Here is a 15,606-nt window from a genome sequence, read left to right as displayed (position 1 = left end):
CGTCGATTCTACTGGGGCAGGGCTGAGCGGTTTCGCTCCTGGCCATATGGCCATATCGGAGTCCCTATTTTCAAAATGCCCAAATGTGACCCTTGACACAATCAAATCCGGGCACATAGTGTCTCTCGTCATACCGTAATACCGTCATATGAGAACGATGGAAGGCAGCCATGTCCGAACTACCGACAGCTTCGTCACCGGCGACGGAGTCCCCCAGCTCGGTGGCCCAAGAGGCCCGCTATCCCTTCGGCAAGCGTGAAATAGCCGTAGGCATAGGCAACTTCATGGAATGGTTTGATTTCGCGATCTACGGATACTTCGTGGCCTATATCAGCGCGACGTTCTTCCCCTCGAATAACGAAACGTCAGCTACTCTCGCGGCGTTCGCCGTTTTCGCCGTCGGGTTCTTTGCCCGCCCGCTGGGCGCTGCCGTTCTAGGTCCCTTGGGCGACCGCTTCGGCCGCCGTCTCGTCTTGATGATTTCGGTGCTTGTCATGGGCGTGTGTACCGCCCTGATTGGCCTCGCCCCCGGCTTTGACACCATCGGAATTGCCGCTCCGATCATTGTCACCGTGCTGCGTTTTGTTCAGGGACTGTCTGTGGGCGGAGAGTGGACAAGTTCGGCGATGTTCCTAGTGGAGAGCGCACCCAACTCCCAGCGGGCCACCCGTGCCAGCGTTGTTTCCGCTTCTGCGGCGTTGGCATTCATAGCCGGCACCGGCGTCGCACTGCTCATCAACTCGGTGCTGAGCGCAGAAGACGTCGCTTCATGGGGTTGGCGTATTCCGTTCGTCATCAGCCTGCTGCTGGGTGCAGTCGCGCTCTACATACGGCGGAATTTGGAAGAAACACTGGTCTTCCAGCAACTCGAATCCCGCCGTAACGCAGGAGAGGTAATCCGTGCACCGCGGGGTGCCTTCTGGCGCGGGTTCCTGATGGCTTTCGCCATCGCAGGTATTTTCGGGGTTTCCCTGTATTACCTGGTGACTTACATGAACAACTATCTGCAGCAGGTTGCAGGCATGGAAACCGTGCCGGCCCTGACTGTCTCCATCATCGGCCTGGTTATCTACGCCGCCCTCAACCCCATTGCCGGCATGGTCTCCGACCGGATTGGTCGGCGCCCGATGGTCATTGTGCCCACGGTGGGCTTCGCTGTCCTGGGGTACCCGTTGTTCCTGATGATCTCCACCGGGGAATTCTGGCTGGTCCTCATCGCGCTCATCATCTGGGCGGTGCTGCAGGCGATGATCGCGGTGATGGGCGTAGTTGCGATGGTCGAATTGTTTCCCGCTTCGATCCGGTCTACCGGATCATCATTGGGATACAACGTGGCCTACGCTCTCCTGGCGGGTCCCGGGCCATTCATCGCTACTTGGCTTGTATCCAGCTACGGTCCTGCAGCACCCTCCTTCTATCTCATTGCAGTTGCCGTTGTCTGCGGCGCCATCCTCATCCCGCTGATGCCCGAAACCAGGTACAGGAATCTCAATGACTGATCTGACAAAAGTTGCCGTAGTGCAGGCGGCATCAGCACTGTTTGATACGCCGGAGGCCATCCGCCGGGCGGTTTCCCTCATGCAGGAATGTGCCCGTCACGGTGCCGAGCTGGCGGTCTTCCCGGAAGCCTTTATCGGAGGTTATCCCAAAGGCGCGGGCCTGGACTCCTACGTGGGCCGGCGGACCCCGCAGGGCCGTGAACTCTTCCGCAGGTACTTCGACTCAGCGGTGGAATTGGACGGTCCAGAGCTGCGGGAGCTCGGGGAAGCTGCCCGTGATGGGGAGCTAACCGTCGTCATTGGTGTTATCGAACGCCTCGGGTACACCCTGTACTGCACTGCGGTAACGATTGGACCCACCGGCCAGATCCTGAATATCCACAGGAAGCTTATGCCCACGGGTTCTGAACGTTTGATTTGGGGATTCGGCGACGGATCCACGATCGACGTCGTAGACACTCCTGTCGGCCGGGTCGGTGCGGTCATCTGCTGGGAGAATTACATGCCGTTGCTGAGGTACGCCATGTATGCCCAGCAAATCGAACTGTACTGCGCGCCCACCGTGGACGACCGCCCCACCTGGCTGCCCACCATGACGCACATTGCGCTCGAAGGACGGGTGCATGTGCTCAGCGCCTGCCAGATCCTGCGAAAGGAGGACATCCCCGCAGAGCTGGAGCCCGAACTGCCCGAGGACCAGCAACTGGCCCTCCGCGGCGGCAGCGCGATTATTTCACCGCTCGGTGAGCTGCTCGCAGGTCCGCTCTTTGACGAAGAGGGCATCCTCTACGCCCGGATCGACCTGGCCGACCAGACACGGGCCCACCTCGATATGGACGTAGTGGGGCATTACGGACGCCCGGACATTTTCCAGCTGCAGGTGGACCGCCAGCCGAAGCAGCCCGTCACCTGGCTGGATAATCCGGTGGCCCTCGCGGGTCAAGGGGGTGTGCATACTGCTAAGGCACCAAACTGAGTATGTCTGTTCCGCGCAGATGCACTTCGAAGAAAAGACCGGGTAAGGAAAACGCTATGACCATCCAAAAGACTGCAGCCCCTCTGCGAGAGCAAATCGTCGAGGCCATCCGGCGGGAAATTATCAATGGATCCTTCCGCCCGGGAATGCGTCTGAAGGAAAAGGACCTCGTCGAAAAGTTCGGCGTCAGCCGGACCGTGATCCGGGAGGCCCTGCGGCAGATGGAATCGGAGCGGCTGGTACGTATCGAACCGAACGTGGGTCCGATCGTGGAACGTCTCACCGTGGAGGTGGCCGCTGAACTCTACGAAGTGCGGGAAGCCTTGGAATGCGCCATCATGCGGCTGGCGGCCCGGCGCCGCGACAGCACGGACATTGAGGACATGACGATCCTGATGCTCGAACTGCGGGCATCGCTCCAAGCCGACGTCGAGGACATCACGGCCATCAAGGACCGCTTTTACGCACTGCTGGTGTCCATCTCGCGCAACCACACGATCGGGGAAATGCTGCAGAACGTGCAGACACGCATCAGCCAGTTGCGGCGTCTGACGCTCTCTTCCCCCGGCAGGGGCGAGCGGATGCTTCAAGAGATCCAGGCCATGGTGGACGCAGTGGTCGCCGGCGATGAGTACCGGGCGCTGGAATGCGCGCGGACCCACGTCCACATTGCCCGGGACATAGCTCTGGCGCACCTGAGGAGCGAAACCCACGACAGCCTTTCCGGAACCGAATATCCAGAGCCCGAGGGGGCACGTTTATGACAGGGCAGGACTGGGAAATCCTGATTGTCCGGCATGGACAACGGACCACCACCAGGAGCGACGCGTATCTGAACTACGACTGGTACAGCGAACCCGACGCCGAGCATGCAATGGGGTACTACCTCTGGGTGATCCGCAATGCACAAACCACCATCCTCGTGGATACCGGTTACGCCGCCGCCCCGGCGCGGGCGCGGAACCGCGAAGTACTGGTGGATCCACTGACGGCACTCCAGCACTTGGGTGTCACAACCAGTCCCGACGCCCTGATCCTCACGCACGCGCACTATGACCACATCGGCAACGTGGACCGGATTTCTCCCCGGCGTGCCTACATGGCCAGGAGTGAGTACGAGTTCTGGACCGGCCCACTGGCCCGAAAACCCCTGTTCACCAATTTCGTCGAACCCGGGGAAATCGCCGAACTGGTCAGGCTTCTTGCCGCGGGAACGCTGGAGCTTGTTGACGGGGTTGTCCAGGTCGCGGAGGGGGTCCGCATGATTCCGGTCGGCGGTCATACCCCGGGCCAGAGCATCGTCGAGGTGGATACCCCGGCGGGAACCGTGCTGCTGGCCAGTGATGCCGGGCATTTCCACGAGGAGATTGAGAAGGACATGCTCTTCAAATCCATGGCGGACTGGCCCACCTCCTACGGGGTGCTGGAACGCATCCGGGACGGTGCCTACGCCGGCGTCATCAGCGGCCATGACATCAGCGAGTTGGACCGGCACGATCGGCTGGAAGGCACCCTGGGGACATTCGCCAGCACAGTGAAAGCTGCTCATCATGTGGAATAACGGCATCCAGGCCCTGCGGGACGACGCCGAGTTCGGGGCACTTTCCCGCGGCGCCGAGGTGGCTTTTGAACTGGTCTCCGACGGCGACGTCCTCACCATTCACCTCGCCGATGGAAAGCTCCTGGACGCCGAGCCCGGCCAGGTCGATTTCTCCCTGCACGGCACGGATGGAACCTGGCAGCGGCTGCTGGATCCGGCTCCGGAACCGCAGTGGCAGTCCGTGCTGTCCTGCCTGCTGCGCGGTGATCTGGACCTGACCGGATCCCGGAAGGTTCTGGAACAGCACCTGCAGATAGTCCGCCGCACCCACGAGGTCCTTCGCCGTACATCGTCAGCAGATGAACCGGTTCCCCCGCCACCGCCCCTGCAGGGCAGTTACCACCGCATTGAACACAGCACCTATGGCACATGTGATGTCTTCGTGGAGCGGGCCGGCGGCGGCATCCCTGTGCTGTGCGTGCCCACCGCCGGCAGCGACACCACGCAGTTCCACGGACTGGCCGGGTGCCTGCCGGAGGGGATCGAACTGATCTGCCTGGACCTTCCGTGGCACGGGAAATCCCAGCCGGCCTGGGGCAGGACAGGAACCGACTACACCCTCAGTGAGAACGATTATCTGGAAACCGTGGTCCGTGTGGCCAAAGCGCTGAATCTGGACCGCCCTGTCATTTTGGGTGCATCCATGGCCGGCGCCGCCGCAGTCCGGGCAGTAATCCGCTACCCCGAGGTATTCCGGGGTGCGATTGCGGCCCAAACCTGTGTGCAGGTCGGCAACCGGACAGCGCCCTGGTTTGATGCCGTGGACGTGAACCAAAACATTGCTGCGGCCGAATGGATATTCGGCGCCATGTCGCCGTCGTCCCCGAAATCCTGGCGCGACCGCGTCTGGTGGGGTTACACCAACGGCGGATACGGCACTTATCCCACGGATATCAAAAGCTATGTGACCTGGGATCTGAGCACTGAGCTCGGCAGCCTGGACGGCTCAACGCCGCCGGTCATTCTCCTCGGCGGCGCCTACGACACCACGGTCCCCCCGGAGAAGGTAAAGGACCTGGCGGACAGGATCCCGAACGCCGAGTTCATCCTGATGGACGACCTTGGCCATTTTCCCCATGCGGAAGCACCGCACAGCTTTGCCCGGTACCTGCAGGAAGCATTACTGCGACTATCCACACTTGGTTCTTAGGAGGAACTACATGACAGTCCTGTTTATCGGACTCGGCACCATGGGTGAGCCCATGGTGCGTAACCTGCACCGTCATACCGGAGATTCGCTCACGATTTTTGATGCGCGCCCAGATGTGACGGAAAAGCTCGCCCGGGACTTATCGATTGCAGGGCTTTCCTCGCTGGCGTCCGTCCCTAAATCCGTGGACACTCTCGTGCTGATGCTGCCGAATTCCGCCATCGTGGAATCGATCTTGCAGGGCGGGGACGGCCTCCTGGCGGCGCTGGCCCCGGGGGCACTGGTCATTGACATGAGTTCTTCGGAACCGGAAAGCTCCAAGGCGCTTGCCGCGGCCGCGAAACAACGCGGTATCGATTATCTCGACGCTCCCGTCTCCGGCGGCCAGCGCAAGGCTGTAACCGGTGAGCTGTCCATCATGGCGGGCGGTACAGAACAGGCATTTGACCGGGCGAGGCCGCTGCTCCAGTCCATGGGGACCGCTGTGCACCATGTCGGCCCCGCCGGCAGCGGTGACGCCGCCAAGGCCCTGAACAATCTGCTGTCCGCAACCAACATTGCCGCCGCCGCCGAAGTCATTACTGCCGCGGCGAAATTCGGCATCACCCCCGAGACCATGGTGACGGTCCTGAACGCTTCCACCGGACGCAGCCAGGCCAGCGAGGTGAAGTACCCGAACCATATCCTGACCGGGACCTTCGATTCGGGGTTCGCCTACGACCTCATGCTCAAGGATCTGCGGATCGCCCAGGGCCTGACCGGGGGGATCACCACACCCGTCACCGACCGGGCGCTGGCCGTTGCCGAAGAGAACCGTCCCTTGCTCGGAGAGCATCCGGATCACACCGAACTGGCCCGGTACTACGAAACCCATACCTCCATCCAAATCAGTAACACCAGGGACGACGAAAGGACCCAAGAATGAGCGAAGCACAGGAATACATTGACCAGATGGCCACCAGCCGGGGGTACGTCCTCGACTACCACAAGGTGATGGCCGCGGCCGATTTCCCTGCCCTTCAGGCCGCCAATGACCTGGTTCAGGCCGCGTACCTCAGCGAACGGCTGCTGGACCGCAAGACCAAGGAACTTCTGTTCATCCTCAGCCTGACCGTGATGCGTGCCCCCAAGCCGCAGCTGAAGAGCCACATCCAGGTAGGTCTGGGACTGGGCCTCACTCCGCAGGAAATCCTGGAGGCTATCGAAATCTCGCTGCCCGAGGCTGGCATCGTCTCGTTCCAGTACGGCGTTGAGGCGTGGGCAGAAGTGGTTGGCGCGGAACGCCTGGAGCCCACTGTCTCTGTTCATACCGGCACCGAATAGGTCCAACGCCGCTACCCCTCGGGCCGCGTCTCCGGGCACGGCCCGAGGGGTTCCTGCTTATCTAAGCGAAGAACCAACATCGCCCCCTATTAAGGAGACAACCGTGCCAGAGAAGACCTTCGACGTCGTGGCCGTCTACACCGTCACACCGGGCTCCGAGGACGAGGTGCTTGCCGAACTGAGGCTGCTGGCTGAAGCCAGCCGGACCGAGGCAGGCAACCTCCGCTACGAGTACTTCCGCGGCGTCGAGGACCCGCGCAAAGTTGTGATTCTGGAGTCCTACCGCACGGCGGCTGATTTTGACGCCCACCGCGAGTCCGTCCATTTCCAGCAAATCGGCCGCGGCCGCATCATCCAGTTGCTTCAGGACCGCACGGTATCCATGTACGGGTCGTAGGCGGTTTGGTCCTCCCGCCCCCGCTGCCCCGGCGGGATCCGTCGTCGCGGCGTCCCTGGCCGTCGTCGTCGTTAGTCGAGCCCGTCCCGGACGATCGGGCAGGTCATGCAGTGCCCGCCGCCGCGGCAACTGCCCAGCTCGGCACCGACGGCCCCACGCGGTTGGCGATGATCTTGCGGTCCAGCAGCCAGGTCTGGACCTCGGGGTGCTCCGTGGCCTGGCAAGCAGACAGGGACTTCGACGACGTCGACGCTGGCGCGGGAGCGCTGGGCCGCCCTCATGGTGTGGCCAGCCCGCGAGTCCGCTAGATCAGAGCGCTATCCAGCCCCGGACCAGGGCGAGCACGCCTGCGACGGCTCCGGCCAAAGTAATGAGGAAAAGAACCAGCTCCCCTCCCCGGAAAACGCGCTGCCCTTGTTCACGGCGGGCAATCACGAACAGGACGGTGGCGGGGGCGTAGAAGATCATCGAAAGCAGCACCAGGGGCAGCCCGGCGGCATAGACCAGGAACACTGAATAAATGGAGGCAATGACGGCAATGGCCAGGTCGCCCCGCCGGGTGCGGCTCGGGGCTCCTTCATACGTTTCCCCGCTCCAACCGAGCTTCAGGGCGTAGAGGGCCGCGAAAAGGAGGGAAAACAACGTCAGGACCGCGGTCATGTCCAGTGCGAAGTCGAAGGCGTCCCCGGAGAAGTAGGTGATGACCATTACCAGCTGGCTGAGCAGGGTACTCAGCAGCAGGGCGTTGACCGGGACATCGTCATCGCTGACCCGGGACAGGAACCGCGGCATGTCCTTCTCCGTGGCCGCCACGAACAGGACCTCCGCTGCCATCAGGCTCCAAGCCAGGTAGGCCCCCATCACCGAAATGATCAGGCCTGCGCTGACGAACACCACCCCCCAGGTCCCCACTCCCGCTTCCAGGACACCCGCCATGGATGGTTGGCGCAGCTCGGCGAGCTGTTCCATCGGCAGAACGCCGTAGGAAACGATCGTGACCGAGGCAAAGATGGCAAAGACGCTCAAAAATCCGAGGACCGTGGCCCGGCCAACGTCCTCCCGCCGTCGGGCATGGCGCGAATACACGCTGGCACCTTCGACACCGAGGAAAACGAAGACCGTCACCAGCATCGTGTTGCTGACCTGCTCGAACAGCGGCCCCGTATAGTCCGCACCGGTAAGGTTTCCCGCGAAGACGGCGGGGTCGAACAGGAAGACAGCAAACAGCACGAAGACCAGGATGGGAACAACCTTGGCGATCGTGACTATCCGGTTGATGGCCGTGGCTTCTTTGATGCCGCGCCTGATGAGGAAGAAGAATCCCCACAGCCCGGCCGAGGACAGCACGACGGCGAGGAGGGTGTCCCCTGCGCCCAGCTGCGGAAACAGGGCTCCCAACGTGGACATGGTGAGCACCCAGTAGGTGACGTTTCCCACGCAGGCACTGGCCCAGTAACCCGCTGCGGAGAAGAACCCCACGTAATTTCCGAAGCCGGCCTTGGCGTAGGCGAAGACCCCCGCATCAAGCGCTGGTTTGCGCATGGACAGCCGCTGGAACACAAAGGCCAGCATCAGCATGCCGGAACCCGCAATCAGCCAGGCGACCAGCGCACCCCACACCCCGGTTTCCTCGGCGAAGCGCTGGGGCAGGGAAAACACCCCGGCCCCGACCATGGACCCGATCACCACAGTGGTGAGGGTCAGCAGGGAGAGTTTGGCTGCTGGGGCCTTCTCTCCCGGAGCAGGCGGATTAGACATGGTTCTTTCCAATCGGGCGTGGCGGCTGAGGTCACACCGGTTAGACAACAGTGGGTGGGCCGCCCGCTCCCTGCAGGGGTCCCTTCGTCAGCAGCCTTACCATTATTCTCTCAGAAGGAGACGCCGGGGTCCGAATCGGTGGCCAGCGCCCGGAGGCGGTTGCCGAAGGGGTCCTTGCAGTGGAAAGGCGTGCACCCGTCAAAGGCGGTGCGTTCGCTGGAGCCCACGTCGAAACCGTGGCCGGGGCCGCGGTCACATGCCAGCCGCGGCACGCCGCCGTCGTCGTTAGTCGAGTGGATCCCGGATGATCGGGCAGGTCATGCAGTGCCCGCCGCCGCGGCCGCGGCCGAGTTCGGCGCCGACAATCGGGATGACCTCGACGCCGGCGTTCCGCAGCGCCGCGTTGGTCTGGGTGTTGCGGTCATAGGTGAACACCACGCCCGGCTCCAGCGCGACGGCGTTGTTCGCGCTGTCCCACTGCTGCCGTTCGGAGGCGGAGTAGTCGCCGGCGGTCTCGACCAGGCGCAGCTTTTTGTAGCCCATGGACTCGGCCACCACGTCCACGAAGCGGCGGTCGCGGTGGTCCCGCACTTCCAGGCCGGGGCTGCGGTCCGAGGGGTGGATGGTGAAGGCATGGATGCCGTCCACGATGGCCGGGTGGATGGTGGCCAGGTCCCGGTCGGCGAAGGTGAACACGGTGTCCAGGTGCATCGCTGCGCGCAGCTTGGGCATGCCGGCCACCACGATCCGCTCGGCGGCCTCGGCGGCGAACAGCGACTGCGCCAGCTGGGTGATGGCCTGGCGGGAGGTGCGCTCCCCCATGCCGATCAGCACGGTGCCGTTGCCCACCGGCATCACGTCCCCGCCTTCCAGGTACGCCTGGCCCCAGTCCTGTTCCCCGTCGCCCCACCACACGGTGGACGACGCGTACTCGGGATGGAACTTATAAATGGCCTGCATCAGCAGGGTCTCGTCGTGGCGTGCCGGCCAGTACAGCGGGTTCAGCGTCAGCCCGCCGCCGACCCAGCAGGTGGTGTCCCGCGTGTAGAGGGTGTTGGGCAGCGGCGGCAGCAGGTACTCGGGCCGGCCCGAGGATTCCCGGGCCAGGGCGATGTACCCGGTGCGGTAGTCGGCGGGAAGGTCCGACGTCGCGAGCCCGCCGATGAGGTAGCGCGCCAGGTTCGCTCCGGTCAGCGAATCCAGGAAGGCCCTGGTGCCGGACACCAGTCCCAGCCCGACCCGGTTGGCCACGATTTTCCGGTCCAGCAGCCAGGTCCGTGCCTGGGGCAGGTCCATGGTCTGGCCGAGCAGGTCGTGCAGTTCCACCACGTCCACGCCGTGGTTTTCCATCTTGGTGACGAAGTCCGCGTGGTCGCGCTGGGCGTTTTCCACCCACATCACGTCGTCGAACAGCAGGTCTTCGCGGTTGGTGGGGGTGAGCCGTTCGTGGGCCAGGCCCGGCGCGCAGACCAGGACCTTGCGCAGTTTGCCGACCTCCGAGTGCACCCCATAGGCGGCGGTGTTCGGGGTGGAGGCGGGGGAAGGCATGGGTGGCTCCTTTATCAGCAGGCTTACCAGCATCCTTCCAGACGGAGGGGCGGGGGCCGAATCGAGACACCTTCCCCCGGTGATTCTCCTCCGACGGGCATCTAAACGCCCCTCGCCCGCGTTCCCTCCCCTCCAGGAAGATCAGGCCGCGAAAGCCGTTTCAAACCGTTTCCTCATGAAGTTATGTGAGCACGAAGTCCGGCCAGCAGATAGTCGCCCCATTAGCCGGCAGATTCGGACCGGCACGCTTGAACATTCGGTGGTCCCTAAAGGACGGCCAAGCGGGACACCGAGATGAGATTGGAAGCCACCACCAAGGCACTCCGGCTCGGAATGCGGAGCCGGGACATGCTGCCCCAACCCGTCTCATTGACTCCGCGTAATTCAGCCCAGAGCCCGCATCAGCCACCAATCCGGACTTGGCGAATTTCACCCCTTGGAAGTGGCGACCCAGCAACGCACGAACAGGTTATCCGATGACCTCCAGAGCGGGAAGAGTCTCCACGATCTTATTGGTTTCTAACGAAACGGTGACGATTCTTTTTATGAGGTCAACGATGTATCTAGGATCCCGAATCTCGCGGCAATAGTCATTGGGATCGTTGGCAATCTGAGACTCCTTATGCGTCGTTATCCGGTACCGGTCCATTATCCATTCAAGTGCTGATCTATCACCCATCAGCCGGTACTCGAACACCTCGGCGGGAACGCCGGCAAGTGTAACATTTTTATTGTAAACAATCATCGAGCGATCTTTTCGGGCACCGAAGGACATCTTCTTGACTCTAAACAATTCATAAGGATCCCCCCCCGCATTGCCTTGAATTATCTCCTCGAGGGGAAATGGCGCAACAGACTCGTACCCGACATGCAGATCCGCCAGACGACGACCACAAGTACTAAATTTCCAAAACTCCTGAACCCGAGGAATGCGAGGAAGCGACTTCCTGAGGTCAGCTTCATATTGCTGTCGATAGCTAGGGCTGCTAAGTACACCGTAGACGTAATAAAATATGTCTAGTTTGGAAATACTGTTGTCCTGATAAACGCCCCTAAAATCAGCCAACGTAGCATCAGTGACATTAGTCCTACGACAAAATCCGTTGATGACCGCATCCGCTTCGTCGTCAGCAAAAAGATCGCCTTGGGAATCTCCGGCCTCCTGTTGTGTATACGTATAGAGGCTGAAGATTTGAAGCGACGTAGCCACACCTAGGGCGGGAAGCTGATTCTGCATCAAAGTAAAGAACGGCCCTGCCGAACCAGGCCCAGGCAAAGTGATCACCAAGTTGGAATGATCGGGTGTCGGGAACATTTTCGGAAGCTGACTTTGATCATTATTGAGTGATCTATCGAAGTAGACGTTTTGGCTACAAAACGGCCGATACTGACTCTTCTGAATTTTCTCAGGCGTAAACGCTACCTCTTTCCCGCGACGGAGACTGGTCCGGAGAGACCGATCCCAGCTGATACGGGTTGGGTTTCGATCCACGAAGGCCATCACTCCCGAATCATCGAGAATATGATTCGCCGTACGGTATCGTTCTCGTTCAACTTCGTATGTTTCAATCATTCGCGATACATTATCCTTCAGCTTCGACGAGCTAAAGTTGTACACCCATGCATCTCGATTAGTCTTCAAACCGGAAGAATAATTTTCAAAGACAGCCGGAGTTTTTGCCTTGCCCTTGGTTAGCTTGTCCCCAATCGGTTGGTAAGAATCAAAGCGATCGTCGCGACGATTTACCCAATCTCCGTGCTCATTAGGATATATCCTGTCCCATTCGGTTCCCCCGAGGGACTTTTCAACAGTTAGAATATCAAGCTTCTGGTCGCGCGTAAGGTAGTCACCGATGTCGCGATAAAATATTTCTGCACTACCAACATGGGCGGAGTTTTTAATAAGAATTGCGATGGCGACTTGGGTGCGCGAACCGCTGCCAAATATCTTACCGCCTTCTCTACGTGAGGTTTCTCCAGATGTGCGCTGGTTACCACGAAGGTTGTACACAAATATCCGACTGAACTCAGCAGCAAAAGTTTTCCGGATGCCGTCTGCGGTATTACTATCAATAAAACCGCCGTTGGAGACAAATGCGATTACACCGTCATCCTTAATCCTGTTAGATGCCCAACGGATACCTCGAATATAGGAGTCGTAGAGGGTGTTCTTATTAGTTGCAGTGGAACGGTTGGCGTAGGTGGCACTAATGGAGGCGTCCAGTGCAGGGTACTTCTGGTTTTGATTGTTGTCATTGGCACTGGTCTGCCCGACAGAGTATGGAGGATTCATTACAATGACACGGATGTCTTGGTTCTTCTGTCGCTTCACCCGCTCCGAGTTCTCTGGGAAGAAACCACCAGACTCGAAAGCTCCATCGGACTCGTTCAACTGGAATGTATCCGTCAAAGCAATACCATCAAACGGAACATAACCATGCTCCAGCCCGTGCTTAGCCGATTCCTCCGCGAAGACCGTCTCAATGTTGATCGCCGCAATGTAATAGCTCAGGAGCACAATCTCGTTCGCGAAGAGCTCGTGCGTGTACTTGCGGTGCAGATCCTCCGGCTTAATCAACCCCGACTGCAACAACCTGGTCACGAACGTGCCCGTACCAACGAACGGCTCAAGAATCGACACACCCTCATCCGACAGGGACTTGCCGAACTCCAGGCGCAGCGCAGCATCAGCGGAGTGCAGGATGTAATCCACCACCGGTACCGGGGTGAAGACGATCCCCAGCCGATCAGCGACCCGCGGGAACGCGTTGCGGAAGAAGTTGTCGTAAAGCTCCACAATGATCTTCTGCTTCGCGGCAGCGTTATCAATCGACTTCACCCGCGCCCGCACCGACTCGTAGAACTTCTCCAGGCCGGCCCGTTCCTTCTCGAACGCGGAATTTTGATCGAGCTGGTTCAGGATATTCTGCATCGCCACCGACACCGGGTTGTGCTCGGTGAAGTTCGAGTCCTTGAACATCGCATCGAACACCGGCTTGGTCACCAGATGCTGGGCCAGCATCTCAATAGCCTGCGCTTCATCGATCTCAGGATTCAGGTTCTCCTGCAAACCCTGAATGAACTCATCGAACGCCTTCCGATGCTCAGGGTTAGCCGTAGCCAGAAGATTGTTGATGAGGGCAATGTGCTTATTCGCGATATCTGCGATGTCCTTGGACCAGTCCTCCCAATACATCCGGTTACCGCACTTATCCACGATCTTCGCGTAGACCGAGTCCTTCCACTCCTCCGCCGGGAACTGAAGGGTCGGCTGCTCATACTTGGGCTCGTCAGGCTGATCCGGACCAGGAGTCGGGGAAGGATTCAGCAGAGACGGCTTCTTCTTCGGGCTCAGATCCACCGTGTCCACCAGGATGGATTCCGGCGCCTTATCGTTCAGCTCGATCTGGTTGATCGCCGCGTCCATCCGCTCATCGTGGGCACGCAGCGCCTGCAGAACCTGCCAGACAACCTTGTACCGGTTGTTGTCACGCAGCGCCTCCGACGTCGACATCCCCTCGGGAATGGCAATAGGCAGGATGATGTATCCGAACTGCTTTCCTTCGGCGATGCGCATCACCCGGCCCACGGCCTGGATCACGTCGACCATCGAGTTGCGCGGGTTCAGGAACAGTACGGCATCCAGGGACGGGACGTCCACGCCCTCCGTGAGGCAACGGGCGTTGGTCAGGATCCGGCAGGTCGGCTGCGCGCCGTCGACGTCTTCCTTGAGCCAGTCCAAACGCTCTGCCCGGGTGATGGCGTTGAACCCGCCGTCGACGTGCTTGACCTCCACTTTCAAATCATCGGTGGGGTCTTCGTTGTCGATGTTCGTGAGATGGACGCGTACCAGGTCCTCGAACTCGGACTCCACCAGTTTGGAGGACTTGATATCCCGGTTGAAGGCAACCGCACGCCGCATCGGCGCGACATCGTTGCCAAATGATGCCTCGTGGGTGCCGGAGCGGCGTTTCGCCAACCCGTTCCAGCAGCCGATGAGCTTGGCGACGTCATCGATCTGCAGTTCCATGTTCGAGTCTGCAAGCTGGTCCTGGAAGCTGGAGACCACCTGGGTTTCGTCCACGCCAAGGACCAGGACCTTGTAGTCGGTCAGGAGTTTCTTCGTGACCGCTTCACCGAACCCGATGCGGTAGAACACCGGACCATACATTCTCTCATCATCCATTGAGCAGAGGATGGCGTCCCGCTCCAACGCCTTGTTCTTCGTATCGTCATTGAACAGGCGAGGCGTGGCCGTCATATAGAGACGTTTGGCACCTGCCACGACGTCGTTACGGTGCACCTTCACGAAGTGGGATTCCTCCGTGCCCGAGAGCGTGGCACCGGTGGTGCGGTGAGCCTCATCGCAGATAATCAGGTCAAAGTCAGACAGTCCGGCCTTCTGCGCCTGGGACACCGCGTCAATGGACTGGTACGTCGAGAAGACAACAGTCATCCCCTCGTCCAGTTCCCGGGACCCCATGGCCTTCACCAGCGTGGCCCCGTCGGTGGTGGCAGGGATCTGCAGATCGTGGAGCGCGACATCGGTGAAGTCGGAGTTCTTCTGACGACCCACCTTGGTATCGGAGCAAACGGCATACGCGTGCATCGGGAGCGAGGTCTCGTCAGACCACTCCTTCAGCGACTGGGACATCAGGGCCAGGGACGGGACAAGGAAAAGAACGCGGACGTGCCCTTCCTTTTCCGCGAAACGCTCAGCGATCTTCAGCGCAGTGAAGGTCTTACCGGTACCGCACGCCATGATGAGCTTGCCCCGGTCATGGGCTTCGAAACCCTTCATGGCAGCGTTGACCGCTTCATGCTGATGCGTGCGCAGCTGCTTCTTCTCATGCAGCCGCGGAGCCTTGGAAGGGTCGGTCAGTTCGTAGGTGGCCCAGTCAATATTGGAATGACGGAAATCCGTCAGCCCGATCCGCTGAATAGGAAGGTGCTGGCCTTCCAGCATCTCCTCCGCGTTCGCAGACCAAGCCGCTCCAGTGGTGTCAACAATCAGGCGATGCGTGAATGGGGGCTTCCCCGACGCCGAAACAAACGAGTCGATGTCCTGCTTCTGGATGCGGTGACCCTCGGCATAGAACTTGCACTGGATCGCAGTGAACCCGCCGTCCTGCCGCTCGGCAACCAGGTCGATACCGTTGTCCTTCTTGCCGTCACGACCGGGCCAGTCCCGCCACAGCCAGACATTCTGGTACTGGGGAGCCTGGACACCGTCGTTCTCCAGATACTGGCTGACCAGCTGCTCGAAGTAGCTGCCCTTCATCCGCTCCGAATCAGCAAGCTCCCGGTAGGAATCAAGTAACACATCAAACGTAGTAGCCATGAAAGGACCCCCAG

11 protein-coding genes are annotated in these 15,606 nt (G+C 60.5%); 8 read left to right on the top strand and 3 right to left on the bottom strand.

Features of this window, described 5'->3' with window-relative positions:
• The first annotated feature begins 170 nt into the window (after positions 1-170).
• The 8 genes from NNX34_RS12265 to NNX34_RS12230 all read left to right on the top strand — a co-directional run bounded on the left by NNX34_RS12265 (position 171) and on the right by NNX34_RS12230 (position 6,945).
• A complete protein-coding gene (locus tag NNX34_RS12265) occupies positions 171-1,499 on the top strand; it encodes an MFS transporter (RefSeq protein ID WP_255766808.1) in 1,329 nt (442 codons plus the stop codon).
• Positions 1,492-2,475: a carbon-nitrogen hydrolase family protein gene (locus NNX34_RS12260; protein ID WP_255766807.1), complete on the top strand. Its 984-nt coding sequence runs from the start codon at positions 1,492-1,494 to the stop codon at positions 2,473-2,475. Before NNX34_RS12265 ends, NNX34_RS12260 begins: the two co-directional genes overlap by 8 nt.
• Positions 2,476-2,531: 56 nt before the next feature.
• The gene (locus NNX34_RS12255) at positions 2,532-3,239 is read left to right on the top strand and encodes a GntR family transcriptional regulator (RefSeq protein ID WP_255766806.1); all 708 of its coding nucleotides are present in this window, start codon (positions 2,532-2,534) and stop codon (positions 3,237-3,239) included.
• Positions 3,236-4,036, top strand: coding sequence for an N-acyl homoserine lactonase family protein (locus NNX34_RS12250; protein WP_255766805.1), 801 nt, complete (start codon positions 3,236-3,238; stop codon positions 4,034-4,036). The genes NNX34_RS12255 and NNX34_RS12250 overlap by 4 nt, the downstream gene beginning before the upstream one ends.
• Positions 4,026-5,225 (top strand): alpha/beta fold hydrolase, encoded by a 1,200-nt coding sequence (locus NNX34_RS12245; protein WP_255766804.1) that lies wholly within the window; start codon positions 4,026-4,028, stop codon positions 5,223-5,225. The genes NNX34_RS12250 and NNX34_RS12245 overlap by 11 nt, the downstream gene beginning before the upstream one ends.
• Positions 5,226-5,235: 10 nt before the next feature.
• The gene (locus tag NNX34_RS12240) at positions 5,236-6,150 is read left to right on the top strand and encodes an NAD(P)-dependent oxidoreductase (RefSeq protein WP_255766803.1); all 915 of its coding nucleotides are present in this window, start codon (positions 5,236-5,238) and stop codon (positions 6,148-6,150) included.
• Positions 6,147-6,548 carry a carboxymuconolactone decarboxylase family protein gene (locus NNX34_RS12235; RefSeq protein WP_255766802.1) on the top strand — a complete coding sequence of 134 codons (402 nt, stop codon included), beginning with the start codon at positions 6,147-6,149 and terminating at the stop codon, positions 6,546-6,548. Before NNX34_RS12240 ends, NNX34_RS12235 begins: the two co-directional genes overlap by 4 nt.
• Positions 6,549-6,651: 103 nt before the next feature.
• Complete coding sequence (locus NNX34_RS12230; protein WP_255766801.1) at positions 6,652-6,945, top strand: putative quinol monooxygenase; 294 nt, start codon at positions 6,652-6,654, stop codon at positions 6,943-6,945.
• Between the two features lie 309 nt (positions 6,946-7,254).
• On the opposite strand, the gene NNX34_RS12225 is transcribed toward NNX34_RS12230, so the two are convergent.
• The 3 genes from NNX34_RS12225 to NNX34_RS12215 form a co-directional block, all read right to left on the bottom strand.
• Complete coding sequence (locus NNX34_RS12225) at positions 7,255-8,703, bottom strand: basic amino acid/polyamine antiporter (protein ID WP_255766800.1); 1,449 nt, start codon at positions 8,701-8,703, stop codon at positions 7,255-7,257.
• A gap of 285 nt (positions 8,704-8,988) precedes the next feature.
• Entirely contained in the window at positions 8,989-10,251 is a 1,263-nt protein-coding gene (locus NNX34_RS12220) for an arginine deiminase (protein WP_255766799.1), read from the bottom strand.
• A gap of 469 nt (positions 10,252-10,720) precedes the next feature.
• On the bottom strand, positions 10,721-15,592 hold the full coding sequence (locus NNX34_RS12215) for a type ISP restriction/modification enzyme (protein WP_255766798.1): 4,872 nt from the start codon (positions 15,590-15,592) through the stop codon (positions 10,721-10,723).
• Between the last annotated feature and the right edge of the window lie 14 nt (positions 15,593-15,606).

This window comes from Arthrobacter sp. zg-Y1116 (assembly GCF_024385485.1).
Classification (GTDB): Bacteria; Actinomycetota; Actinomycetes; order Actinomycetales; family Micrococcaceae; genus Arthrobacter_B.
The sequence above is the reverse complement of the archived record's forward strand: the minus strand, read 5'-3'. Positions and strand labels throughout refer to the sequence as shown.